Annotated in this window: 19 protein-coding genes and 1 pseudogene; 13 read left to right on the forward strand and 7 right to left on the reverse strand. The window is 71.1% G+C overall.

Going from position 1 to position 23,308, the window contains the following annotated elements:
- Positions 1–10: 10 nt before the first annotated feature.
- From E1262_RS06390 to E1262_RS06405, 4 genes are read right to left on the reverse strand one after another with little or no spacing between them, the layout of a single operon-like run.
- Positions 11–1,414 (reverse strand): FAD-dependent oxidoreductase, encoded by a 1,404-nt coding sequence (locus tag E1262_RS06390; RefSeq protein WP_162605799.1) that lies wholly within the window; start codon positions 1,412–1,414, stop codon positions 11–13.
- Positions 1,415–1,434: 20 nt separating this feature from the next.
- A complete protein-coding gene (locus E1262_RS06395) occupies positions 1,435–2,289 on the reverse strand; it encodes a carbohydrate ABC transporter permease (RefSeq protein WP_132102307.1) in 855 nt (284 codons plus the stop codon).
- Positions 2,286–3,227 (reverse strand): carbohydrate ABC transporter permease, encoded by a 942-nt coding sequence (locus tag E1262_RS06400; protein WP_162605800.1) that lies wholly within the window; start codon positions 3,225–3,227, stop codon positions 2,286–2,288. Before E1262_RS06400 ends, E1262_RS06395 begins: the two co-directional genes overlap by 4 nt.
- A 32-nt stretch (positions 3,228–3,259) precedes the next feature.
- The gene (locus tag E1262_RS06405; RefSeq protein WP_162605801.1) at positions 3,260–4,618 is read right to left on the reverse strand and encodes an ABC transporter substrate-binding protein; all 1,359 of its coding nucleotides are present in this window, start codon (positions 4,616–4,618) and stop codon (positions 3,260–3,262) included.
- A gap of 319 nt (positions 4,619–4,937) precedes the next feature.
- Between E1262_RS06405 and E1262_RS06410 the strand changes: the two genes are divergently transcribed.
- The 4 genes from E1262_RS06410 to E1262_RS06425 all read left to right on the forward strand — a co-directional run bounded on the left by E1262_RS06410 (position 4,938) and on the right by E1262_RS06425 (position 8,560).
- Positions 4,938–5,828 (forward strand): dihydrodipicolinate synthase family protein, encoded by an 891-nt coding sequence (locus E1262_RS06410; RefSeq protein WP_132102310.1) that lies wholly within the window; start codon positions 4,938–4,940, stop codon positions 5,826–5,828.
- A gap of 103 nt (positions 5,829–5,931) precedes the next feature.
- Positions 5,932–6,933, forward strand: coding sequence for a substrate-binding domain-containing protein (locus tag E1262_RS06415; protein WP_162605802.1), 1,002 nt, complete (start codon positions 5,932–5,934; stop codon positions 6,931–6,933).
- A 107-nt stretch (positions 6,934–7,040) separates the two neighbouring features.
- Entirely contained in the window at positions 7,041–7,940 is a 900-nt protein-coding gene (locus E1262_RS06420) for a dihydroxyacetone kinase subunit DhaK (RefSeq protein WP_238992855.1), read from the forward strand.
- Entirely contained in the window at positions 7,940–8,560 is a 621-nt protein-coding gene (locus E1262_RS06425; RefSeq protein WP_132102313.1) for a DAK2 domain-containing protein, read from the forward strand. Before E1262_RS06420 ends, E1262_RS06425 begins: the two co-directional genes overlap by 1 nt.
- A 431-nt stretch (positions 8,561–8,991) precedes the next feature.
- Here E1262_RS06425 and E1262_RS31995 read toward each other — a convergent pair.
- Positions 8,992–9,348 (reverse strand): annotated as a pseudogene (locus E1262_RS31995) (NAD(P)-dependent oxidoreductase); the annotation flags it as partial.
- 123 nt (positions 9,349–9,471) lie between these two features.
- A complete protein-coding gene (locus E1262_RS06440) occupies positions 9,472–11,214 on the reverse strand; it encodes a hypothetical protein (RefSeq protein ID WP_203453627.1) in 1,743 nt (580 codons plus the stop codon).
- A gap of 47 nt (positions 11,215–11,261) precedes the next feature.
- Here E1262_RS06440 and E1262_RS06445 point away from each other — a divergent pair, with 47 nt between their 5' ends.
- A complete protein-coding gene (locus E1262_RS06445; protein ID WP_132102315.1) occupies positions 11,262–12,065 on the forward strand; it encodes a DUF305 domain-containing protein in 804 nt (267 codons plus the stop codon).
- Positions 12,066–12,863: 798 nt separating this feature from the next.
- On the opposite strand, the gene E1262_RS30210 is transcribed toward E1262_RS06445, so the two are convergent.
- A complete protein-coding gene (locus E1262_RS30210; RefSeq protein WP_162605803.1) occupies positions 12,864–14,075 on the reverse strand; it encodes a hypothetical protein in 1,212 nt (403 codons plus the stop codon).
- A gap of 102 nt (positions 14,076–14,177) precedes the next feature.
- Between E1262_RS30210 and E1262_RS06455 the strand changes: the two genes are divergently transcribed.
- From E1262_RS06455 to E1262_RS06490, 8 genes are read left to right on the forward strand one after another with little or no spacing between them, the layout of a single operon-like run.
- Positions 14,178–15,221, forward strand: coding sequence for an ABC transporter substrate-binding protein (locus E1262_RS06455; RefSeq protein ID WP_132102316.1), 1,044 nt, complete (start codon positions 14,178–14,180; stop codon positions 15,219–15,221).
- Positions 15,222–15,228: 7 nt separating this feature from the next.
- On the forward strand, positions 15,229–16,716 hold the full coding sequence (locus tag E1262_RS06460) for a sugar ABC transporter ATP-binding protein (protein WP_132102317.1): 1,488 nt from the start codon (positions 15,229–15,231) through the stop codon (positions 16,714–16,716).
- A complete protein-coding gene (locus E1262_RS06465; protein ID WP_132102318.1) occupies positions 16,713–17,663 on the forward strand; it encodes an ABC transporter permease in 951 nt (316 codons plus the stop codon). Before E1262_RS06460 ends, E1262_RS06465 begins: the two co-directional genes overlap by 4 nt.
- The gene (locus E1262_RS06470) at positions 17,660–18,637 is read left to right on the forward strand and encodes an ABC transporter permease (RefSeq protein ID WP_132102319.1); all 978 of its coding nucleotides are present in this window, start codon (positions 17,660–17,662) and stop codon (positions 18,635–18,637) included. Before E1262_RS06465 ends, E1262_RS06470 begins: the two co-directional genes overlap by 4 nt.
- Positions 18,634–19,368 carry a creatininase family protein gene (locus E1262_RS06475; protein WP_132102320.1) on the forward strand — a complete coding sequence of 245 codons (735 nt, stop codon included), beginning with the start codon at positions 18,634–18,636 and terminating at the stop codon, positions 19,366–19,368. Before E1262_RS06470 ends, E1262_RS06475 begins: the two co-directional genes overlap by 4 nt.
- Positions 19,365–20,219: a GntR family transcriptional regulator gene (locus E1262_RS06480; protein ID WP_132102321.1), complete on the forward strand. Its 855-nt coding sequence runs from the start codon at positions 19,365–19,367 to the stop codon at positions 20,217–20,219. The genes E1262_RS06475 and E1262_RS06480 overlap by 4 nt, the downstream gene beginning before the upstream one ends.
- Positions 20,216–21,658, forward strand: a complete 1,443-nt coding sequence (locus E1262_RS06485; RefSeq protein WP_132102322.1) for an FGGY family carbohydrate kinase — start codon at positions 20,216–20,218, stop codon at positions 21,656–21,658. Before E1262_RS06480 ends, E1262_RS06485 begins: the two co-directional genes overlap by 4 nt.
- Positions 21,659–21,703: 45 nt before the next feature.
- The gene (locus tag E1262_RS06490) at positions 21,704–22,612 is read left to right on the forward strand and encodes a phosphotriesterase family protein (RefSeq protein ID WP_275261643.1); all 909 of its coding nucleotides are present in this window, start codon (positions 21,704–21,706) and stop codon (positions 22,610–22,612) included.
- Positions 22,613–23,308 lie beyond the last annotated feature (696 nt).

Below are 23,308 nucleotides of genomic sequence, written 5' to 3' on the forward strand. Positions count from 1 at the left end.
CGCCTCGACTTCACGCTGACGACGCTGTTGGCCGGCTTCGAGGCGCTGCTGCCCGCACGGTGACGCCGTCGCGTGCGCCGAGCACCCCGCGGCGGCGCAGCCGGTCTTGCAGCTGCGGCACGTCGAGCGCCGCGACCGTCGTGCCGCCGTCTGCGGCCAGCGCCGCCGCGACACCGGCGGCCTCGCCGGTCGCGAAGCAGGTGCCGGTGATGCGCACCGAGCCGTTGCCCTCGTGGGTCGACGACACGCACCGGCCGGCCACCAGCACGTTGTCGAGGTCGCGCGGCACGAGGCAGCCGAAGGGGAGGTCGTAGGACGAGGCGATGGTGTCGGCGTGCTCCAGTCCGGGTGCGTTCGCGTCGTGGATGTCGATCGGGAACGCGCCGGTGCCGATGCTGTCGGGGTGACGGCGCCCCGACACGACGTCGTCGCGGGTGAGCGTGGCCAGTCCGACGACGCGGCGCGACTCGCGCACGCCCAGCCGGTCGGCCACCGCTGCGAGGTAGGCGTCGCGGCCGCCCGGCACCAGCCGCCGGAACCAGCGCACGACCTCGAGGACCTGTGTCGACAGCCGCAGGTACGCCGCGCCGGCGTCGAGCCCGGCGCCGGGCCACGGCACCCGCGTGACGTTGAGGACGGCCTCGCCGCGCCGCGGCCAGCCGGCCAGGTGCAACTCGGTGCGGCGCAGCTCCAGCAGGCCCTGGCGGTGGCCGGTCTCGAGCAGCGTCCCGAAGCCCCACAGGTTGACGCACTCGTCGTCCGGCGACCCGACGGCGTTGCCCGGCCGCAGGTCGTCCGGGTGATCCGCGGCGTAGGCGAGCAGCGCCGCGAAGTCGACGCCGCCGAGCTTGAGCAGCAGTGACGCCGGCTGCCGGTGCGGCACGTCGTCGTGTACCGCCGCGCCGGCCAGCGCGGCCAGCACCGCGTCGCCGCTGGCATCGACGAACATCCGCGCGGTGATGCGCCGCCGCCCGTCGGGCGCCTCGACGTCGAGGCCGCGGACCCGGCGCCCGTCAGTGTCCACTGCGACCACCGGGCAGTGCAGCAGCACCTGGACCCCGGCGTCGGCCAGCAGTGTCGCCTCGGCCATCGCCAGCTCGGCGTGGTTCACCGGCGTGCGGGTGGCGGTATAGCCGACGTCGTCCGGGATGTGACCCGGGGTGCCGCCGTACTGGCGCAGGCGGTCGACGATGCGCTGGCCGACGCCGCCGACCACCTGGTCGCCGCGGACGTCGTGGAAGCCGGCGCTGTGCTCCAGCAGCTGCCAGGCCAGCGTGCCGCCGACGTGGCCGGAGGCCTCCGCCAGTACGGTGCGGGCGCCGGACTCCGCGGCGGCGACCGCGGCCGCGACGCCGGCCGATCCGGCGCCGGCCACGACGACGTCGGCGTCCAGGGCGGACGTGGGGTCGGTCATGCGAGCGTCCTCTCCAGTCGTCATCCCTTCACACTCCCCGACGTGATGCCCTTCTCGAACAGCCGCTGCAGCAGCGAGAAGATCACGACGATCGGCAGCGTCACCAGGGTGCCGAGCGCCATGATGGCGCCCCAGCGGATGTCGAACGACGTCACGTAGCCGGCGATGGCCACCGGCACGGTCATGGTGTCGCCCTGGGTGAGCACGCTGGCGAACAGGTACTCGTCCCAGGACAGGATGAACACGAACAGCGCGGTCGTGGCCAGGCCGGTCCGCAGCAACGGCACGGTGATCAGCGCGAACGCCCGCAGCTGGCTGCAGCCGTCGACAAGCGCGGCCTCCTCCAGCTCACGCGGCACTGACTCGACGAACGACTTCATCAGCCAGATCGCCAGCGGCAGCGTCGTGGCCAGGTGCGCGACGACGAGGCCGCTGAGGTTGCCGACCAGCCCGAGCACCGAGAGCATGAGATACACCGGCACCAGCAGCAGGATCGCCGGGAACAGGTACGCCACGACCAGGCTGCCCAGCAGCGTTCGGCGGCCGGGGAAGTCGAACCGGGTCAGCGCGTACGCGGCCAGCGTGCCGATGGTGACCGCGATCAGCGTGGTCGCGACCGAGACGGTGAAGCTGTTGGCGAACCAACGCAGCACGTCGCTGCCGGCGAAAACCTCCTCGTACCACCGGCCGGTCCAGCCGCGCGGCATCACCTGCGGCGGCTTCTGGAACAGCTCCGCCGGCGGCCGGAACGAGCTCAGCACCATCCAGACGATCGGCCCGCAGGCGAACAGCACGATCAGGGCGAGGGCGACGACCCGCCAGACGCGGCCCGCGGTCGTCGTCAGGGTGCTGCCGGCAGTGGTGGTGGCGCTCATGCGGCCCTCCGAAGCTTGCGGACGACCACGACGACCGCGGCCAGCGCGAACAGCGTCAGGCCGGTGACGGTGGCGACCGCGGCCGCGTAGCCGAGCCGGAACTCGCCCATGACGATCTTGTAGATGTAGGTGGGGATGATGTCGCTGGAGTTGACCGGTCCGCCGCGGGTGGTCAGCCAGATCAGCTCGAAGTACATGAGCGTCCAGATGCCACGCAGCGCGACCAGCGCGATCACCGCGCCGCGCAGGTTCGGCAGCGTGATGCTCCAGAACTCGCGCAGCGGCCCGGCGCCGTCGACCTTCGCGGCCTCGTACTGCTGCTGGTCGATGCCCTGCAGGGAGGCCCAGAAGACCAGCATCGCGAACGGGAACCCGCGCCAGACGTTGATGACGATGACCGTCCACAACGACGCCGACTCCATGCCCAGCGGGCTGGTGCCGTCGGGCACGACGCCGAGACTCTGCAAGCCCGAGCCGAGGATGCCGTAGCTGCCGTCGAGCATCCACGTCCAGATGAGCGCGCTGGCGATGACCGGCACGACGTAGGGCAGCAGGAGCAACTGGCGGATCCAGCGCATGCCCTTCCACGGCTGGTCGATCAGCAGCGCCGCCAGCAGGCCCAGGCCCAGCTGCCCGGCCAGGCAGGCGACGGTCCAGAGCAGGGTGCGCCCGACGGTGCTGCGCAGCGTCTCGTCGCCGGCCAACTCGCGCAGGTTGGCCAGCCCGACGTACTCGGTGCGGCCGGTGAGCAGGTCGACGGAGAAGAAGGTCGTGCGGATGTTCTCGAAGATCGGGTAGGCCAGCACGGCGAGGAAGAGCAGTGTCGCCGGCAGCGCGAACATGATGCCGAGGCGTCGCTCCCGGGCCCGGATCGAGCCGTGCCGCCGCTGCCTGCGAGGCACGGCGCGCGCCGGCGGTGCCGTCGACGTCGTCGTCATGGGCGTCTCCTCGTGGCGGAGGTCGGATCGGGTCATTGCTGGCGGACGAGACGGCGCAGGTCGGCGTCGATGGCGTCGACGGCCTCGGCCGCGGTGATGCGCCCGGCGGCGGCGGACTGCAGATGGTCGCCGATGAACGTGGTCGCCTCGATCTGGCCGGCCAGCGGGTTCAGACCGGCCTCCATGCCGTAGCGGTACCAGCGCGGGAGCTCGACCTCGCGGATGGTCTCGATCTCGGCCGCGAACCGCTGGACCATCGGGTGGGACCGGTAGGTCGGCGAGTCCGCGGCGCTCTGTGTCGCAGGCAGCGCGAAGACCGGCCGGGTGTTCGTGCGCTCTGCCACCAGCTCGGGCTGCAGCAGGCAGCCGACGACGTCCTTCGCGGCGGCCTCGCGGCGCGGGTTGCTGGCGCCGATCATGTAGTAGTAGCCGCCGCCGAGGATCCCGCCGGGCTCGTCACCGGTCTCCGGCGTGGGCAGCGGGAAGGAGCTGATCTCGTCGAGCAGGTCAGGGTTCTGCTCGGCGGCCATGCCGACCACGGCGCCGAAGTCCATGACCATCGCCAGGTCGCCGTCGGCGAACGCGGTGCGGAACTCGTTCCAGCCCCAGGTCCGCGCCTCCGGCGGCGAGGCCGCGTCATAGAGATCGAGCATGTACTGGGTCGCCTCGACGGCCGCCTCGCGGTCGCGGTCGAAGGCGTACTCGCCGGTGTCAGGGTCGAACGTGTACACGCCGTTGGCGTAGAGGAACTGGTAGTACGTCTGCGGCGCCACCAGCGCCGAGCCCAGCGGCACGGCGAACCCGCGGGTCTCGCCGTCGACACGATCGACCGCCCGGGCCACGTCCAGCAGTTCGTCCCACGACGTCGGGACCTCGACGCCGGCGGCTTCGAACAGATCCTTGCGGTACCAGACCTCCTGGTGCAGCGCCCAGTCCGGCACACCCCACACGTGGTCGTCCTTGGTGGCCGCGTGCAGGAACGACGCGATGAAGTCGTAGCGGCCGTGCTCGTCGATGACGTCGTCGACCGGAGTGAGGTAGCCGCCGGCCTCGCCGAAGGAGATGGCCCCTTCGATGGTGTTCATGATGTCCGGTCCCTGGCCGCCGCGGAACGCCGTGACCATGCGGGCGTACATGCTGTCGAACGGCACCGCCTCGAACTCGATGCTGACGTCGTCCAGCTCTGCCACGCACGAGCGCGCCTGCTCCTCGATGACGCCGGCCTGCGCGTCGACGGTGAGATTGGTCCAGAACCGAAGCTCGATCGGCCCGCTCTCCGACGTCGGGTTGTTGTTGCCGACCTGCGGGCTGGGCGGACTGCATGCGGCCGCGATCAGGACCACGGTGCCGCTGAGCGCCAGTGCGCAGGCGGACCGGGTCAGTCTGCTCATCGTGTGACTCCGATGCTCGGGTGAACGGCGAGGGCGGCGACGTACGGCACGCCCCGAATTCAGGTCTCCGTCTCGTGGACGGCAGATGTCACCGGTGACACGACTTTGAAGCCATGGCGGCGATCTGTCAAGGCCGGCCCGAGGGAGTGGTCCGGACGGTCGAGCGGCCGCCACCCTCGTCATATCAGTGAAATAGCAGGTCACGACGAATACTGCGCCTGTGGCATTGACAAGTGCCGTGCTTCCCGGTGACCATGGCAGCGATGTCACCGGTGACATTCATCGCTCTGATCCATGCTCGACGAGAGGACCCGCCTCCATGTCGTTGAATCTCCACGGCGTCATCCCGCCGCTGGTCACGCCGTTCGACAGCGACGAGAACGTCGACGTCGACCTGCTGCGCGCCGAGGTGCGTCACCACCTCGACGCCGGTGTGCCGGGACTGTGCGTCACGGGCAGCACCGGTGACGGCCAGATGCTGTCGGCCGAGGCATCGGTGGCCGTCGCCCGGGCCGCGGTCGAGGAGGCGGCTGGAGCGGTGCCCGTCATCGCCGGCATCATCCGCGATTCCACCGCCGAGGTCATCCGCTACGGGCTGGCGCTCAAGGAGACCGGTGTCGACGCGCTGCAGGTCACCCCGGTCCACTACCTCTTCCAGCCCGACGAGGCGACCACCGTCGACTACTACCGGCGCATCGCCGAGGCCACCGGGCTGCCGATCGTCGTCTACAACGTCATCCCGTACGCGCTCATCCCGGCGCCGACGGTCCTGCGGGTGCTGAACGAGATCCCGTCCGTCGTCGCCGTCAAGCAGTCCGGCGGCAACATCCACCAGCTCGCCGACCTCCTGCACGCCGACCCCGCGGGCGGCACCGTCCTGACCGCCGTCGACGACCTGCTGTACCCCGCGTACCTGCTCGGCGCGAAGGGCGCCATCAGCGCCACGTTGACTGTGGTGCCCGAGCTGGCCGTGGCGCAGTGGGACGCCGTCCAGGCCGGCGACCACCGGACGGCGCTGGCGATCCACAACAAGCTGCTGCCGGTCTGGCGATCCATCGACGGGCCCAACATGACCGTCCGCATCAAGGCGGCGCTGCGGCTGCAGGGCCGCGACGGCGGCCTCGGCGCGAGCCCGCTGACCCCCGTCGGCGATGCCGAGCGCGAGGCCATCGCGACGGCGCTGACGGCGGCCGGGGTCGCGGTCGTCTGAGCGAGCCGGCCCGGTCCGGTGCGCCGGTACGATCCGGTGATCATCGGGCCGGACGGTCCCGCTCACGGCAGGTACTGGAGGTCCCATGGCCAGCATCCGGCAAGTGGCAGAGCACGCGGGCGTGTCCACCGCGACCGTCGCGCGGGTCCTGTCCGGGCGCATCACGGTGAGCCCCGAGCTCACCGAGCGGGTGCGCCAAGCCGTCGACGAGCTGAACTACGTGCCCAACGATGTCGCACGCAGCCTGTCGCGGGGGCGGACGAACATGCTCGGCCTGCTGGTCTCCGACATCGGCAACCCGTTCGCCGCCCAGGTGGCCCGCGGCCTCGAGGACGAGGCGGCCCGGCTCGGCTACCAGGTGCTGGTCGGCAGTTCCGACTTCGAGCTGGAGCGCGAGACCCGGCTGCTGGACTCCTTCGCGGCCAAGACGGTCGACGCCGTCGCGCTGGTGTCGGCGCGCGGCTCGACGCCGGCCATGGCGCGGCTGGCCCGCACCGGGCTGCCGGTCGTCTACATCGACCGGCGGCCCGACGGCGACACCGCGGCGCCGCTGGTGCGCACCGACAACGAGACGGCGGCGCGGCAGGCGGTCGGCCACCTCATCGAACTGGGTCACCGCGACCTCGCGATGATCTCCGGTCCGTCCTGGTTGCCGACGGCGTCGGCCCGGCTGCGCGGGTTCCGGGCGGCGTGCGCCGAGCACGGGCTCACCGTACGCCGCGAGTGCGTCCGCGAGGGCCACCTCGGCGTCGAGGGCGGCGTCCGGGCGATGCGCGACCTGCTCGACCTCCCCGAGCGGCCGACCGCCGTGTTCTCCTTCAACAACCTCAGCGCCGTCGGCGCCCTGCGGGCCCTGCGTGAGCGGGGCGTCACGGTGCCGCGCGACATCTCGCTCGTGACGTTCGACGACATGGACCTGTTCCCGTTCGTCGACCCGCCGATCACCGCCATCGCGCAGCCGGCGTACGAGATCGGGGTCGAGGCCGGCCGCACGCTGCTGGCCATGCTCTCCGGCGCCGCCGTCGTGCCGCGCGAGGTCGTCCTGCCCACCGAGTTCCGGATCCGCTCGTCCTGCGCGGAGCCGCCGCACCGAGAGAAGGTCTGATCATCAAGAAGCTGCTGAACGACCCGGCCGACTTTGTCGACGAGGCCCTGGAAGGGCTGCTGCTGGCGCACCCCGGACACTTCGCGGCCGACGAGCAGAACCCGCGCGTGCTGGTCCGCAGCGGCGGCACGCCCGCCGGCCAGGTGGGCATCGTGACCGGTGGCGGCTCGGGTCATCTCCCGCTCTTCCTCGGCTACGTCGGACCCGGCCTGGCCAGCGCGGTCGCTGTCGGGAACGTGTTCTCGGCACAGTCTTCCGACGCCGCGCTGGCCGCCATCCGGGCCGCCGACAGCGGCGCCGGCGTCCTCGTGCTGATCGGCAACTACACCGGCGACCGGCTGAACTTCGAGCTGGCCGCCGACCTCGCCGAGGCCGAGGGGCGCACGGTGCGCATCGTCCGTGCCGCTGACGACGTCGCCTCGGCGCCGCCGGAGCGGGCCGGCGACCGTCGCGGCGTCGCCGGCATCGTGTTCGCCTACTCCTGCGTTGGCGCGGCCGCGGCACGCGGCGACGCGCTCGAGGACGTCGTCGCCGTCGCGGAGCGGACCATCGCCGCAACCCGCACCATGGGCGTCGGCCTGTCCGCCACCGTCCTGCCGACGACCGGCCGGCCGTCGTTCGAGATCGGCGCCGACGAGATGGAGATCGGCATCGGCATCCACGGCGAGCCGGGCCGGGTCCGGGGACCGTTGCGTCCCGCCGACGACGTCGCCGACGACCTGCTCGACAGCGTGGCGGCCGAGCTCGGCCTGGTCGCGGGATCGCGGGTGGCCGTCCTGATCAACGGGCTGGGCGCCACGTCGCCGGAGGAGCTGTACATCCTTGCGCGGCGGGTGCACCACCGTCTGGCCGCGCTGGACGTCGAGGTGCACCGCACGCTGGTCGGTGAGTTCGCCACCAGCATGGAGATGGCCGGCGCCTCCATCAGCGTCCTCGCCCTGGACAACGAGCTCACCGCCCTGCTCGACGCCCCGGCCGACTCCCCGCTCGTCCCGAGGGGGTTGTGATGCGTGCTGCCGACACCGCCGCCTGGATCGCGGCCGCCTGCGACCGGATGGCCGACGCCAAGGACGAGCTCACCGAGCTGGACGCCGCCGCCGGTGACGGCGACCTCGGGGTCACGGTCGCGGCCGGTGCCGCCGGAGTGGCCGCCGCGGTGCGCGGAGTCGGCCCCGACGCCGACGTGGCCGGCGTGCTGCGCGCGGCCGGCGCCGCATTCGCGCGCGGCAACCCGTCGTCGTTCGCCGCGCTGGTCGGCGGCGGGCTGGTGGCGGCCGCACGGGCCACCGGTGACGCCGTCGCGTTCGACCCGGCCACGGTACGCGCGCTCGTCGCCGCCGCGACGTCGACCATCGCCGAACGCGGCGGCTCCGCGCCGGGCGAGCGCACCGTCCTCGACGTCCTCGTCCCGCTGGGCGACGCGCTGGCGGCGTCGCCGTCCGTGCCCCTCGCCGAGCTCGTCGCCACCGCGAGCGCCGGCGTCGAGGCCACGACCACCATGGTTCCGGCGCGCGGCCGCGCCGCCTGGGTCGGCGAGCGCGGCCTCGGCGTCCCCGACGGCGGCGCCACCGCCGTCCTGCGGTTCCTGCAGGCGCTGCAGAGCACCCGAAGTGAACAAACGGTCTAGCGAGGTGTCCGCCGCCATTGGTCGGTGACGATGGGTCGTCGCTGATGTTGACGATCTGGGATGGACAACCGGTGCGATGTCGGATGGGTCGTCTCCGCCGTCAGCGTGCCGATGAATGGGCGGCCGCATACGGCAACCAGGCCCGGGTACGCCCTTGGCCGTGGAGAGGGTCGGCTCGGAGTCGCGGGATACCCGGCCTTCTCCGATGATCTGTCGGTGGCGGGCGGCGATCCCGGGCTCCAACCGGGGCGGACGCTGCTGGCTTGGCGGCGGACGTGCCTGGCGCTGGCGGTGGCGACGGCCGTGGCGACGCGGTTCCTGGCGGAGTAGGCGGAGCGGGCCGCCGTGCTCGTGGGCTCGTCGCCTTGGCCTACGTCACGGCTGCCCGCCGGTACCGTCGCGTGCACGTCCCACTCCGCACGTCGAACACCCTCGATCGCGATGTAGACGAGCACGGATCTCGGCTTCATCCGTGCGACCAACTCGTTGCTCACCAGCTTTGGCGCGGCCGCTCCGGGGATCAGCGCGGCGCCGATGACGAGGTGGGCCTTCTTGACCTGTTCCTCGATGGCGAGCTTCGACGAGGTGAGGCCGTGCACGCGGGTGTCGTAGCGTCAGAAGGACATCCGCAGCTTGTCGAGGTCGGTGTCGAGGAGCGTCACGTCGGCGCCCATGCCGAAGGCGATGTTGGCGGCGTTCTGGCCCGAGGCGCCCGCACCGATGATCACGACCTTCGCCTGGGCGACGCCGCCGAGCAGGACGCCGCAGCCGCCCTGCGCTCTCATCAGGCAGGCGCGCGGCCCGCCGGCGCCGGGCGTCCGGCCGATCCTGCCAGGCCTGAGTGCGTGCGGCAGGTGCGGCGCGCCAGGCGTGATGCCTGGCGCGCCGCGTCTGCCGGTGGGTCCGGTGATTCAGCTGAGCGCGTCGATCAGATCCAGCAGCGCTTCCTTGAGCGTGGCCTGGCCGGCAGAGTCGTCGACTCGGCTGACGGCGTTGTTCAGCTGATTCAACGCCGAAGCGGTCTCTCCCTTGTCGGCCAGCTTCTCGGCCTTGTCAACAGCCTGTCGGACCTTGTCGGCGGTCTTGGCATCGATGTCGGCGGCCCGGACCACCTGGTCGAGGTTGGCAAGCACCACGGCGAAGCTCGGCGCCGCGACCAGCTCGGACATCAGCTGGGAGTTGAACTGGTCCAGCTGTACCTCGGAGGCCGCCTCGATTTCGTTCGCGGTCAGCTGCTCGTTCGCCAACAGCCCGTACGTGTCGAAGCCACGGGCGATCTCGGTGCCGTAGATGTAGCCGTTGTACCAGTAGGTCGACCACAAGCCACCGAGATTGAGCCCAGAAGGGTTCGGGGAATTGATCGGGCCACGGTCGAAGAAGGCGATCTCGACCGGGTTCGCGGTATCGGTGAAGTCGACGACCGAGATGCCGCCCTGGTACCAGGCCTGTACGTAGATGTCGCGATTGGGGACTGGGATGACGGACGAGTTGTGCGCCACGCAGTTCTCCTGCGACGTCTGCGCCGCGGGCATCTTGTAGTAGCTCGCGAACTCCATCTTCCCGTCGACGATGTCGAACAGTGCGTCGGCACCCCACTCCGGCAGGTCGGTCACCCGGCAGCGGGCGGCGGTGCCGCCACCCCACTCGTCGGTGAACATGACCTTGGTGCCGTCGTTGCTGAACTGGGCCGAGTGCCAGTAGGAGAAGTTCGGGTCGGAGACCGCGTCCAGGCGCACCGGGTGCACTGGGTCGGAGATGTCCAGCAGGATGCCGTTGCCCTGGCAGGCGGCGGCGAGCAGCCCGACCTCCGGGAACGCGCTGACGTCGTGGCAGGTGTTGGTGTTGGGCAGCGGTGAGTAGGGCGTACCGGACGGGTGCAGAGCGCCAGGAAGGGTGTTCTGCAGGCCGTTGAAGGCGCCCGTGGCGGGGTCGGTGAAGATCCGCGGTTGGCTGACGACCTCGGCCTCTTCGGGAGCGTCCAACGGGACCTTGATGACGTCGATGCGCCACTGCGTCGGGTTGCCGCTGGTCACCGGTGCCTGAGTGAGAGCAGCGTTCTCGCACCCCGGCAGCTCCAGCGGCGACCGCACCCCTGCGGTGCCCGAGTTGTAGATGTAGAGGTTGTGCGGGTCGTCCGGGTCGGTGACCAGCGTGTGGGTGTGCGAGCCGCGGCAGAGCTGCACGCCAGGCAGCTGGACCGGGTTGTCGAGGTCACTGATGTCGAAGATGCGCACGCCGCGGAACCGCTCCGGGTTCACCGCGCCGGGTGCGCCCTGCGTGCCGCAGTCGATGCGCCCACGCGTCTCCTCGACCGAGATGAAGAGCAGGTCTCCGAACACCGAAGGGTCACCCTGGCCGCCCGGGCAGACGAACGAGCTGCGCAGGACCGGGTTGGTCTGGTCGGAGATGTCGTAGATCTGGAAGCCGTTGAAGCTGCCGACGATCGCGTGGTCGCCGGTGAATGCCAGGTCGGAGTTGACGAACCCGAAGTTGCCCGGCGGGGCGTCGAACGGTGCTACCCGCGGGTCGTTGTCGAGCAGGTCAAGGTTGCTGCTGGCTTCTGACCAGGGGAAATACCCCGGCTCGAGGCCGACCCGAGGGTCGTCGTCCTGCGCGGAAGCCGCCGCGGGGAGAAGGCCGCCGAGCAGGACCATGGCCCCGATGACCATGACGCTGCGGCGGCGCCTGATGCGCGGTTTCCGTGTGGGAACTGCTGGCTTCATTGCCACGGGCTCTCCACCTCCGAAGTACCGATCCGGGCATAAGCTGCGAAGGCCTACTATTCTCTGATTCCAGACATTTGGGGAGATCACTGTCGATGTTGATCGCTCGCCGAACGCTCATCGCCGTGCTGGCGGTCGGCGTCGCCGCGGGGTGTACGTCCGACGACGAGGCGGACCCACCTCCGGTCGTCCAGCTCGGCGCGCCGGGCGAGACGGGCACACCGCTCACCGACGGCGAGGTCTCTGGGCTGGACCAGCCCGAGCACACCGATGCGGACGTCGCTTTCGTCCATGGCATGATCCAGCATCACGCGCAGGCGTTGGTCATGACCGACCTCGTGGCAGACCGCGCCGGTAGCGACGACCTCTCCCTGATGGCCGAGCGCATGGACGTCTCCCAGCGCGACGAGATCGCCCTGCTGGAAGAGTGGCTGGTAAACCGGGGCGAGGACGTCCCCGACGCGTCCGGCGAGCACGGTCAGCACGGTCAGCACGGTCAGCACGGCGAGGATGGCCAGTCGATGCCCGGCATGCTCACCGACGCTGACCTGGCCCGGCTGGAGGCCGCAACCGGCCGGGACTTCGACGAGCTGTTCCTTCTGTACATGATCCGCCACCACGAGGGCGCATTGGTCATGGTCGGCGAGCTGCTCTCCGGCGGTGAAGGCGGCCAGGAGTCCGCGCTGTTCCAGCTCGCCCAGCACATCGACTCCGACCAGAGCATCGAGATCGCCCGGATGAAGAGCCTGCTGGCAGAGATAGCGGCATCCCCGGGCTCTTGAGCGACCGGCTACTCAGGCTCAGACCTCGCGTTTCGCGCCGAGGCACTCGATCAGGTTGCAGGCCGCGGCAGAGGTCGGCAGACCCATCTGCCACGCGGGCGGCCGCTGCATCGAGCATCGCCGGCTTCTCGGGCGTGAACAGCCAGACCTCGAGGTTCCGTCGTACCCGCCGTCGGCGCACCCGTCCGTGACCCACTTCAGCAGGTCGAACCGCGCCACGGTCAGGTAGTCAGGTGCACGTCCCATCAGTCTCCCCTGGGGTCCGTGACGGTCCGCAGGTCATCCTGACATTGATCCGTTCAAGGCATCACGTTGCCTCCGACTTCGTGTCGAGGATCGGGCGCTGCACAGCTGGCGTCTCGCTGCGGCCGGATACGAGCGATGGGAAGGCTCGCGCGACGCGACGTCGAGAACGTACCTGAGGAATAGCCACCCTGCAGGGGTTGCCGCAGGGGCGCTCACCGGCAGAGGGCGCGCGGACCATCAGGCTAGTTGAACCATCACCAACATTTCCGCTGGTGAAGCGTATATTCCAGAGTGTCCGAGGAGGGATTTGCCCACCTGGACTCACCCTTCGGGTCACCCTTGACCTGGCTCGATGACCTCGCGGGATGCGCCTTGTGCACGTTGCCTCGTACACAGCCGTCGACGGCGAGGGGTGTCCGTGACTGGGTCAGCGGCCATGGCCCAGGCGAGGACGGGACGGCGCGCACGAACCCGCCGGCCGGCGTGCACGACCCCGGCATGCCCACAGGCCGTTGTTCACCTGGCTGGCGCCGCGCCTTGGTGCTCCGCCGGTCAGGGGGCGGGGCGCACCGGAGTGGACAGCGCCTGGCCGATGCGGGCCAGCACGGCTGCCGGCGCCATGCCGTAGTTGTAGAAGTCCACCGCGTCGGCGCCGCATGCGGCGGCTGCCTGCAGCTTGGCAGTGAGGTCGGCGGCGTCCGGACTGTCGGGCGGGCCGGGGCGCAGCACGACGCGTAGCGGGACGTGTGCGCCCAGCGTCCTGGCGTACGAGCGGACGTCGGCCTCGAACCGGAGTGGATCGCGGACGTAGGCGAGGACGGCGTAACCATCGACGGCGCCGGCGAGGGCGGCGGGGTCGATGCCGAGCTGCCAGGCCTGGGCGGCGGCGGCGGGGCCCTCGGGTCGTCCGTCGTCGTAGCCGAGGGCGGCACCGGTGAGGTCGAGGAAGATCAGCGATCCGCCGCCCCGCTGGACGGCGGACCGGACATGATGGACCAGGTCGGTGACGATGGCGATGCGTGCGGCGACAGCCCGTTCGAGGTCGGCGCCTACGACGTCGCAGAGTGCGTCCAGGCGGGTGGGGGAGCCCGGCCGCTCATGCGCCACCACCGCGTCCACGTGCGTGCGGACGGCGGTGGCGAGCCGGTCGGGGTCTGCCCCGGCGCTTCCCATGCCCCTGCGGCACCGGTCACAGAAGCAGATTCCGAGCAGGATCCGTTCAGCGGCGGGCAGGTCGGCGAAGTAGCGCTCGTGGTGGTCGCCGTGGGTGAACGGCAGGAAACCGAGCGCCTCGGCGACCACCGGTACGCCGGCGCCGGTGACCGTGCTGGCCAGCGCCGCGGCGTACGACGCAACGTCGGGGTGCGCCGGGCAGAGGTTGGACCGCAGCCGGTCGCCGAACGCCGTCTGCATCGTGACCTCGGGGTGGGCCGTGCCGAGCGTCGAGTTGTGCAGGAACACCGTCCAGCCGGAGACCGGGACCCCCGAGCTCAGCAGAGCCTTCACCGCAGCACGTTCCAGTTCCGGCTGCAGCGGCGGAACCAGTCGCGACGCAGCCCAGAGCTCCGGGTCCGGGTCGAGGAACACGCCGTCGTCGCGGTAGACCAGCCGGCCGTCACGACGGCGGGGGCAGAAGTCCCGGGCCCGGTGGTAGGCCAGCGCCACCGTCAGTTCGTCGACGCCGAGCTTCGTCATTGTCTCGACGACGTGGTCCACACCCTCGTCGACCAGGTCGGACGGGAAGGTGTACAGCGATGTCCTCACGAATGGCCCCTCTCGACACGGATCCGCCGGTACGTTACCGGGACGTGAAACCTGGTCCGTCTATATTGACAGGTTGACCGGTCAAGTTGCATCGTGTCCGGCATGAACCGACTCCAGCGCATCGCCGCACCGATCATCGCGCTCACCGTCGCAGCGGCCGCGGCCGCCTGCGGGTCCTCCGGGGACGAGTCGTCCACGACGGGCGGCGACGAGAGTTTCGTCATCGGGTTCGACGCCTACTGGCTGGGCAACAGCTGGTCGCAGCAGCTCCAGGCCGAATTCGAAGCCGCCGCTGAGCAGTACGACACGATCGACGACGTCATCTACACGCAGTCGGACAACGACGTGCAGCGCCAGATCTCCAACGTCGAGTCGATGATGGCGCAAGGCGTGGACGCGATCGTCCTCACCCCGATTTCGCCGGACGCCGTCGTGCCGGTGATCAGGCGCGCCGAAGACGCCGGCATCAGGGTGGTCCTGGCCGGCAACCCGGCAGCCGAGCCCGTGTACACGGCGATGGTCAACGTCGACGACCACGAGTTCGGCCGCGCCGGCGCCGAATGGCTGGTCGAGAAGCTGGGCGGCCAAGGCAGCATCTTCGTCCTCAACGGGCTGGCCGGCAACCCGACCAGCGAGGCCCGGTTCGCCGGCGCCAAGGAGGTGTTCGACCAGAACCCGGGCATCGAGATCGTCGCGACGGCGAACGCCGACTGGGACCAGGCCGCTGCGCGGACCACTGTCGACAGCCTGCTCGCCGCGCATCCCGACGTCGACGGCGTGTGGTCGCAGGGCGGTTCCATGACCATGGGTGCCATCGAGGCGTTCGAGGCCGCCGGTCACCAGCTCGTGCCGATGACTGGCGAGGACAGCAACGCGCTGCTGAAGAAGTGGACGGAGCTCATCGCGGCGGGCGACGCCGGGTTCGACTCCATCGGCGTGTCCAAGCCCACGTGGCTGACGGCGCAGGCGCTGGACGTCGCGATGGAGGCGCTGGCCGGCGAGGAGGTCGAGCAGGACCAGATCATCGAGCCGTCGCTCATCACCGCCGACAACCTGGAGGAGTACGTCCGGCCCGACTTGCCCGACAGCTTCTGGTCCAACACGCGCATGACCGACGACCAGATCATGCGGCTGTTCGAGGGCTGATCCGGTCGTGGACACCGTGCTGCTGGAGTGCCGCGGCCTCACCAAGGCGTTCGGCGCGACCCGTGCGATCGGCGACGTGTCGTTCACGGCACGGGCCGGCCGGGTCCTGGCGCTGGTCGGTGAGAACGGCGCCGGGAAGTCGACCTTGATGAACATGATCGCCGGCTCGGTCGCGCCGGACCGCGGTGAGGTCGCCGTCGGTGGCGAGCCGCTGCGGGGCGGGCCGGCCGCACACGCGGCGGCCGGCATCGCGATGGTCCATCAGGAGCTGAGCCTCTTTCCGAACCTCACCGTCGCGGAGAACGTCCTCCTGGGCCGGGAGCCCCGTGGCTGGCTGGGCATCGACGACGGCCGGCTGGTGCGCCGAGTGGGTGCACTGCTCGACGACCTCGAGCTGGACATCGCGCCGTCCGCGCCGGTGTCCCGGCTGTCGCCGGGCCAGCGGCAGCTGGTCGAGATCGCCAAGGCGGTCGCCGTGGCGCCGCGTGTGCTCATCCTGGACGAGCCGACGTCGTCGCTGGAGAACCCGCAGGTCGATCTGTTGTATCGCATCACCCGCAGGCTGACCGACGGCGGTGCCGCGGTGGTCCTCGTCTCCCACCGGCTCGATGAACTGTTCCGGTTCTGCGACGACGTCGTCGTGTTGCGCGGCGGCGTGAAGGTGGCGGAGAGCCGGATGAGCGACGTCACCCGCGACGGCCTGATCAGCGCGATGGTGGGCCGCGACGTCACGCAGCTGTATCCGCCGCGCGGACGCGGCGACGGGACGCCGGTGGCCGGCCTGCGCGGTGTCAGCGGCGACGGCCTGCACGACGTGACCTTCACCGCGCGGGCGGGCGCGATCGCGGGTGTGGCCGGACTGGAAGGACACGGCCAGGCGCTCGTCGCGGAGATCCTCGCCGGGGCACGCGCGCCACGGGCCGGGACGGTGACGATCGACGGGAACCCGGTCCGGCTGCGCAGCCCGCGCGCGGCGGTCGGCCGGGGCATCGGGTACGTGCCCCCGGAGCGGCGCACCGAGGGGCTTCTGTTCGGCCTCGGCGTCGACGAGAACGTGACGGTCGTCGCGGGGCGGGCCGTCAACGGCGGCTGGCTGCGCCGGCCGAAGCGCGAGGCCGCGGCCGTCGACCGGGTCGTCCGCCGGCTTCGCCTGACGGCGTCATCGCAGCGCCAGCCGGTCAGTGAGCTGTCGGGCGGCAACCAGCAGAAGACGCTGTTCGGCCGGTGGATGCTGCATCCCGCGCTGCGAGTCCTCGTCCTCAACGATCCGACCCGCGGCGTCGACGTCGGCGCCCGCGCGGAGATCTACGGACTGCTGCGGGAGTTGGCCGATCGGGGCGTCGCGATCGTGCTGGTGTCCACCGACATGCAGGAACTGCTGGGGCTGGCCGACGAGATCACCGTGATGTACGACGGCCGGGTGACCGGCGTCCTCGATGGAGCGTCAGCGACGGAGGAGCAGGTCATGCGGTTGGCAGTAGGGGAGGCGGCATGACGGTGATGCGGTTGCCGCTGGGCGCGAGCACCCGGTCCAGTCTGCGGGCCGGGTGGGGCCTCTGGGCGCTCGCGGTGCTGACGACCGCTGGGGCTGCCATCGCGCTCCCCGCCTTCCGGACGCCGACCAGCATGACGTCGCTGATGGCGTCGCTGGCGCCACTGCTCCTGGTGGCGACCGGGCAGGCCGTGGTCGTCCTGCTGGGTGGCATCGACCTGTCGGTCGGCGCCGTGCTGGGACTGGCGACGGTACTCGTGGCGACAACGGAGTCGGTGCCGGTGGCCGTGGCGCTCGCGCTGCTCGCCGGCTTGGCCGCGGGCGCGGCCAATGGCCTGGGCGTGCTGGCTGGCGTCAACCCACTGATCATGACGTTCGCGGCCGGTGGCATCGTCCAGGGCATCGCGCTGTTGCGGCTCAGTGCGCCGGGCGGCGCGGTGCCTGGCGCCGTCATCGACGCAGTCACCTGGCAGGCCGGCACTGTCCCTGTCGCCTTCATGGCGGCGGTGGGGGTGCTGGCACTCGTGTGGTTCGCGACCACTCAGGCGCGTTGGGGCCGGCTGCTCCAAGCCGCCGGCTTCGCCTCTGACAACGCTCGGCGGCTGGGCCTGCCGGTCGGCCGGGTGACGCTGCTGGCGTACTCCGCGGCAGGGCTACTCGCGGCATTCGCCGGGCTGGCGGTCATCGCGCGGACCTACTCCGGCGACGCGTTGTCGGGGACGCCGTTCGTCCTGGACTCGGTGACCGCGGTGCTGGTGGCAGGCATCGCCCTGACCGGGGGCCGGGGATCGGTGCTCGCGGTGTTGCCGGCGGCGGTCCTGCTCGGCGTGGTGGACCAGGTCATCAGGCTGACCGGGACGAACACCAACTACCAGTTCGTGCTGAAGGGACTGATCCTCATCGCCGCGATGTGGCTCTACCAGGCGGCCCGGCGACGGGAGCGCCCATGACGACCGCCGGCCTGCCGGCGCGACGCCACCGGCTCGACCCGCATCTCGCGGTGAGCTATGCCCTGGCCGCGGTCTGCCTGGTGCTTCTTGGAACGACGACATCGCGTGGCTTCGACCCCGACCGCATCCTCGGGCTGCTCGGCAATCAGGCCGCGCTCGGCATCGTCGCGCTCGGGCAGACGCTCGTCCTCCTGGTGCGCGGACTGGACCTGTCAGTCGGCTCCGTGATCAGCCTCTCGACGGTCGTGACGGCAGCCGTCATGGACGGCAACCCGGACCGGATCGCCGTGGCGGTGGCCGCGACGGTGGCGCTCGGCGCGGTGGTCGGGTTGGCCAACGGCCTGCTCGTGGCCTATGCGGGCATCGCCCCGCTGCTGGTCACACTGGCGGTCGGAACCATCGTGCAGGGTGCCACGTACGTGTACACCAACGGGCAGCCGCGGGGCGGTATCGCCGGCGGCTTCCGGGGGCTGGCCGACGACCGGATCGCCGGCACACCCTTGCCGTGGTCGCTCCTGTTGTGGCTGGGCGTGTGGGGAATCGTGGCGCTCACGCTGTATCGCACCGTCGCCGGGCGGAGGTACTACGCCGTCGGCGCCAATCCGCGGGCTGCCTGGCTGTCCGGGGTGCCGACGACGCGGCACAGCGTGGTCGCCTATATCGCGTCCGGCGTCCTCGCCTCGGTGGCCGGCCTGCACCTGGCCGCCTACACCGGCTCGCCGTCGCTGACCGTCGGGACTTCCTACACTCTGATGTCGATCGCGGCGGCGGTGATCGGGGGCGTCGCCCTCACCGGAGGCGGTGGCGGACCCACCGGCACGTTCGCCGGTGTTCTTGTCCTGGTGTTTCTCGGCACAGTGCTCGAGACGATGGACGTGCCGGCTGCGGTGCAGCTGATCGTCCAGGGTGGTGTCGTGATCGTGATGATGCTGGTGAACAGGCGGCTCGATCCCGCCCGAAGGAGCAGAGCATGACCGACTGGGCCGGCCTGACCTGGCCGGAGGTGGCCGAGGCCGTCGAACGGCAGCCGGTCGCGCTGCTGCCGTTCGGCGCCGTCGAGGAGCACGGGCCGCACCTGCCGCTGGGGACCGACGTCCTGGCAGCGGACGGGCTCGCGGAACGGCTGGCCAACACGGCAGGCCTGCTCCGGTTGCCCACCGTTCCGTATGGGCAGGTGTGGTCGCTGGAGCACTTCCCGGGCAGCCTGTCCGTGCGTGATGAGACACTCGTGGCGCTCGTGACGGATCTCGCCGGCGGCTTGAGCCGGGCCGGCGTCCGCGGCATCGTGCTCTTCAGCGCCCATCTCGGCAACGCCGCCGCCCTGCGCAAGGCGGCCCGCACACTTGCGGAGACCGGTGGCCTGCCGGCCATCGCTCTGACATACCCCGGACTGGCCGAGGTGGCGAAGGAGGTGCGCGAGAGCGCCGACAGCCACCCGTCGATCATGCACGCCGACGAGATCGAGACGTCGGTCCTGCTGGCGCTCGCGCCCGACCACGTCCGGATGGACCGGGCGGTCACCGAGTACCCGGTCTACCCGCAGGACTTCGACGCGGCACCGGTTCGGTGGGACACCGTCTCGCGCAGCGGCGTCTTCGGCGACGCGACCGCGGCCACACCCGGCAAGGGTGAGCGGGTCGTGGACCACGTTGTCCGGACCGCCGCCGACCTGATCGCCGGCTGGCGGAAGCGGGTGGGCGTATGAGCCGAGACGATCCTGACGCGCGCACCGGAACCGGCGCCGAGCTGCCGGTCAGCCGGCTCACACCGCTGTCACCGAGCAGCGGCGTGCCGCGTTACCGCCAGATCGCCGACCAGATCGCGGCGCTGCTGACCGAGCTCGGCGCCGGCGTGCGGCTGCCGTCGGAGCACGAGATCGCCAGCCACCTCGCCGTGAGCCGGGCGACCTCAACGCAGGCGCTGCGTGAGTTGCAGAGCCGCGGCCTCGTGTCGCGCATCCAAGGACGCGGCACGTTCTCCTCCGGCCCGCCGGCGGTACGGACGGCGGCCGCGCAGCGGTTGCCGTCGTTCAGCGACGACCTGCGCCGGGCCGGGCACACGACGGGTGAGCGGGTGCTCCGTTGCGAGCGAGCACCGGCGTCGAGCGCCGGTGATGCGGCCCCGGTGCGGCTCGGGGTATCCGGCGACGCGCTGCTGTGGCGGGTGGAGCGGGTCATCGTGAGCGACAGTGTCCCGGTGGCGCACGTGACTTCGTGGCTGCCGGAACGCCGCTACCCGCGGATGGACGCGGACGCCGTCGGCAGTGGCTCGCTGTACGAGTATCTCGAGCGCACGTACGGGGCGGACGCCCGGCCCGACCGCGCCGACGAGGAGTGGGCGGCGGTGCAGGCACCGCGCGAAACCGCGAAGCTGCTGGAGCTACCGCGCCACGCTCCGGTCATGCGGGTGTTCCGGCTGGCGATGCTGGGTGGCGGCGAGCCGGCTGAATACGGCGTGTCGTACGTGCGCGGCGACAGCTTCGTGGTGGCGTTGCGCGTCTCCGCCGACGCCGGGCTACGGCTGTCGCCCCGGCTGCGGACGGAGCCGTCCGCGTGAGCCCGCTGGCGGTGGGCATCGACGTCGGCACGACCAGCGTGAAGGTCCTGGCGCTGGACGCCGCCGGCGACGTGGTGGCCGTGGCCTCGGCTGCGCACGGCATCCTCGACCGTGCCGGTGTGGTCGAGGCGTCCCCAGCGCGATGGTGGGAGTCGACGACAGCGGCCCTGGCGGCGTTGGCGGACCGGCTGGGCGGCCTCGAGGCCGTCGAGGTCGTCGGGCTGAGCGGCAACATGAGCTCGGTGGTCCTCGTCGACAACAGAGGAGCGCCCGTCCGGGACGCCGTGCTGCTGGCCGACCCGCGTGGCGCCGGCCAGCTCGCCGCCCTGCCCACCGAGGTCCGTGACGCACTCACGTCGGCCACGCACAATCCGCTGACCACGGTCTTCTCCCTCGCCACGCTGTTGTGGCTGCGCGACGCGGAACCGGCGTCGCTGGACGAGGCCGCGGCCTGGCTCAGCGCGAAGGACTACGTCCGGCTCCGCCTGACCGGCGAGCTCGCGACAGAGATCACCGACGCCGCCAACAGCCTCCTGGTGCGCGCCGGCACGGGTGGCTGGGACGGCGACCTGATCGCGGCCGTGGGCCTCGACAACGGGATGTTCCCGCCCATCGTCGACAGCTCGGCCGTCGCCGGGCGCGTTCGGCCCGGGACGGCGCTGCGGACTGGAACACCCGTGGTCGCTGGGACGGGGGACATGGCCGCGGCCGCCCTGGGCGCTGGCGACCCGTCGCCCGGGCAGCTGCTGGTGTCACTCGGCACGTCGGTGACGGCGATCGCCCACCTCGGTGCCGAGCCGTTCGCGCCGGAGTGGTCGGGCCGGCTGACCTACCATCCGCTGCCGGCCGGCGACGGCGCATTCGCTCTCGCGTCGCTGCTGACCGGCGGGTTGGCCGTCAACTGGCTGCGCTCGCTTGCCGGAACCGCTGCGCTGTCCGCAGCCGCCGGGCGGCCCGATCCGGAGGACCCGCTCGTGTTCCTTCCGCAGCTCGCGGGCGGTGGCACGCCGGATTTCGTCGGCGCGCTGCGCGGCACGTTGTTCGGCGTCCGGCCGTCGACCACCGGTGCTGACATCGCCCAGGCCGTGTACGAGGCGGTCGCCTTCGAGCTGGCCGCCGTGGCCGACCTGCTGGGCGAGGCACACGTCCGCCAACTGCTGCTCACCGGTGGCGGCGCGAATCTGCCTGCGTGGACGTCGGTCATCACCGACGTCCTCAACCGGCCCTCGCGCACCCTGGCCACGCCCGACGCGTCGGCCATCGGCGCCGCCCGGCTGGCCTGGCGGGCGCTCGGGCACGACTGCCCGGCCGGGCTCGCGGCGGTGCGGCAGGACCCCCGGCCGGAACACGCCGCGGCTTGGGCGCACCGGCGGGCCCACTACGAGCGGGCGCGCCGGGCCGCTGTCTCGTACTACCTGTCCGACGAACAGAGAAGGTGATCCCTCATCATCCGCACGGTTACCGGTGACATCCGTCCCGACCAGCTGGGCTTCACGTACGCGCACGAGCACCTCGTGGCGTCGCCGCCGGCATGGATGGCCGAACGCGATCCCGACCTCGTCATCCTCGACGAGGAGAAGGCGGTCGCGGAGACCCTGCTCGCCCGCGACGTCGGCGTCGAGGCGATGTACGAGGCGTCGGCCTGGGACTACGGACGCGACCCGCTGGCGCTGCGGCGGATCTCCGAACGTACCGGGGTGCGGATCATCGGCTGCGCCGGGTTCAACAAGGGCCGCTGGTTCGACGACCTGCTGGCCGACTGGTCCGTGGACCGGCTCGAGGAGCAGATCGTCGCTGACATCACGACCGGCATGGATGGTACCGACGTGCGTGCGGGCGTCATCAAGTTCGGCACCGGCTACAACCACATCTCGCCGGTGGAGGAGCGCGTGCTCCGGGCCGCCGCACGTGCGCATCGCCGCACCGGCGCGCCGCTGCACGGGCACACGGAGACCGGGACGATGGTGCCAGAGCAGCTGGCGCTGCTGCGCGAGGAGGGCGTGGACACCCGCCGGGTCGGCTTCGTCCACGTCACCCGCAACCCGGACCCGTGGCTGCACCGGGAGATCGCCAAGACCGGTGCCTACCTGTGCTACGACGGCTTCTCGAAGATCAAATATCTCCCGGAGAGCGTCCGCATCGACCTGCTGATCCACCTGATCGAGGCCGGCTACGAGCGGCAGGTGGTGATCGGCGGCGACCTGGCCCGGCGAACCGACCTGACGACGTATACCGGCGGCCCGGGACTCGGCTACATCGCCGGCCCCTGGCTGCGCCGCTTCCGCACCGAGTTGGCTGAGCGGGGTTACGAGGAGGCGCGGGTGAAGGAGATCGTCCAACGGCTGTTCATCGACAACCCCGCCACCTATTTCGACATGGTCCCGTCCTACTAGCCGATTGGGCAGGCGAAATGATCACGTTACCTATGGGTCCGTTCGCTTGCCCAGGCATGCATGCGTGGTGGAGCGGGAGTACGCCTGGTGATGTGGCGTCGTCGCGCTGACGGTGCCTGGTCCTCGACGGCCGGTCCAGGTGTCGTTCGGGGAGCATGCCGGGCCACTCCGGGCCAGGGCGGCCGGTGATCAGGTGGCGTTCCGTCGCGAATCGGCGGGCCTGATGCACCTGATCGTTTCGTGTCCGCATGGTGGAGGGTTTTCAGGTGCACCCCTGGCGCTGTCGTCGTGTACGTCACCTGATCGTCCCGGGCGCGGGGATCAGGTGACAGTGACATGGGGACGGTGGAATGCCCGATTTCGCCGACGCGAACCGGGTGTCGCGCGCCCCGGACGGTGATCGGGCCGCCCGGCTCCGGGCAGGCCGCCGGCAGGTCCCGGACTCGCGCTCGTGAGATGCGTGCTCGACGAGGTACCTGAGGCTCAGGGCTCGGCGGGCGATTCCGCGTCGGCACCACGCGCTCAGGGAGCGGCACACGAGGACCAGATGACCTGCCCCTCACTCACATTTCCGCTGGTGAGAGGGATACTTCTGAGCGTCCGAGGAGGACTTGCCCACCTGGACTCACCCTCCACACCACGCTTGAACTGGAGCGATGAGCCGCCGCATCAGCTGATCCTCGGCACCGCGTGCGC

The organism is Jiangella aurantiaca, from assembly GCF_004349105.1.
Classification (GTDB): domain Bacteria; phylum Actinomycetota; class Actinomycetes; order Jiangellales; family Jiangellaceae; genus Jiangella; species Jiangella aurantiaca.

What these genes read in the sequence shown, in the direction of transcription:
- E1262_RS06390 (WP_162605799.1), bottom strand. Translation starts at nt 1,414, where the DNA reads ATGACCGACCCCACGTCCGCCCTGGACGCCGACGTCGTCGTGGCCGGC.
- E1262_RS06395 (WP_132102307.1), bottom strand. Translation starts at nt 2,289, where the DNA reads ATGAGCGCCACCACCACTGCCGGCAGCACCCTGACGACGACCGCGGGC.
- E1262_RS06400 (WP_162605800.1), bottom strand. Translation starts at nt 3,227, where the DNA reads ATGACGACGACGTCGACGGCACCGCCGGCGCGCGCCGTGCCTCGCAGG.
- E1262_RS06405 (WP_162605801.1), bottom strand. Translation starts at nt 4,618, where the DNA reads ATGAGCAGACTGACCCGGTCCGCCTGCGCACTGGCGCTCAGCGGCACC.
- E1262_RS06410 (WP_132102310.1), top strand. Translation starts at nt 4,938, where the DNA reads ATGTCGTTGAATCTCCACGGCGTCATCCCGCCGCTGGTCACGCCGTTC.
- E1262_RS06425 (WP_132102313.1), top strand. Translation starts at nt 7,940, where the DNA reads ATGCGTGCTGCCGACACCGCCGCCTGGATCGCGGCCGCCTGCGACCGG.
- E1262_RS06440 (WP_203453627.1), bottom strand. Translation starts at nt 11,214, where the DNA reads ATGGTCCTGCTCGGCGGCCTTCTCCCCGCGGCGGCTTCCGCGCAGGAC.
- E1262_RS06455 (WP_132102316.1), top strand. Translation starts at nt 14,178, where the DNA reads ATGAACCGACTCCAGCGCATCGCCGCACCGATCATCGCGCTCACCGTC.
- E1262_RS06465 (WP_132102318.1), top strand. Translation starts at nt 16,713, where the DNA reads ATGACGGTGATGCGGTTGCCGCTGGGCGCGAGCACCCGGTCCAGTCTG.
- E1262_RS06470 (WP_132102319.1), top strand. Translation starts at nt 17,660, where the DNA reads ATGACGACCGCCGGCCTGCCGGCGCGACGCCACCGGCTCGACCCGCAT.
- E1262_RS06475 (WP_132102320.1), top strand. Translation starts at nt 18,634, where the DNA reads ATGACCGACTGGGCCGGCCTGACCTGGCCGGAGGTGGCCGAGGCCGTC.
- E1262_RS06480 (WP_132102321.1), top strand. Translation starts at nt 19,365, where the DNA reads ATGAGCCGAGACGATCCTGACGCGCGCACCGGAACCGGCGCCGAGCTG.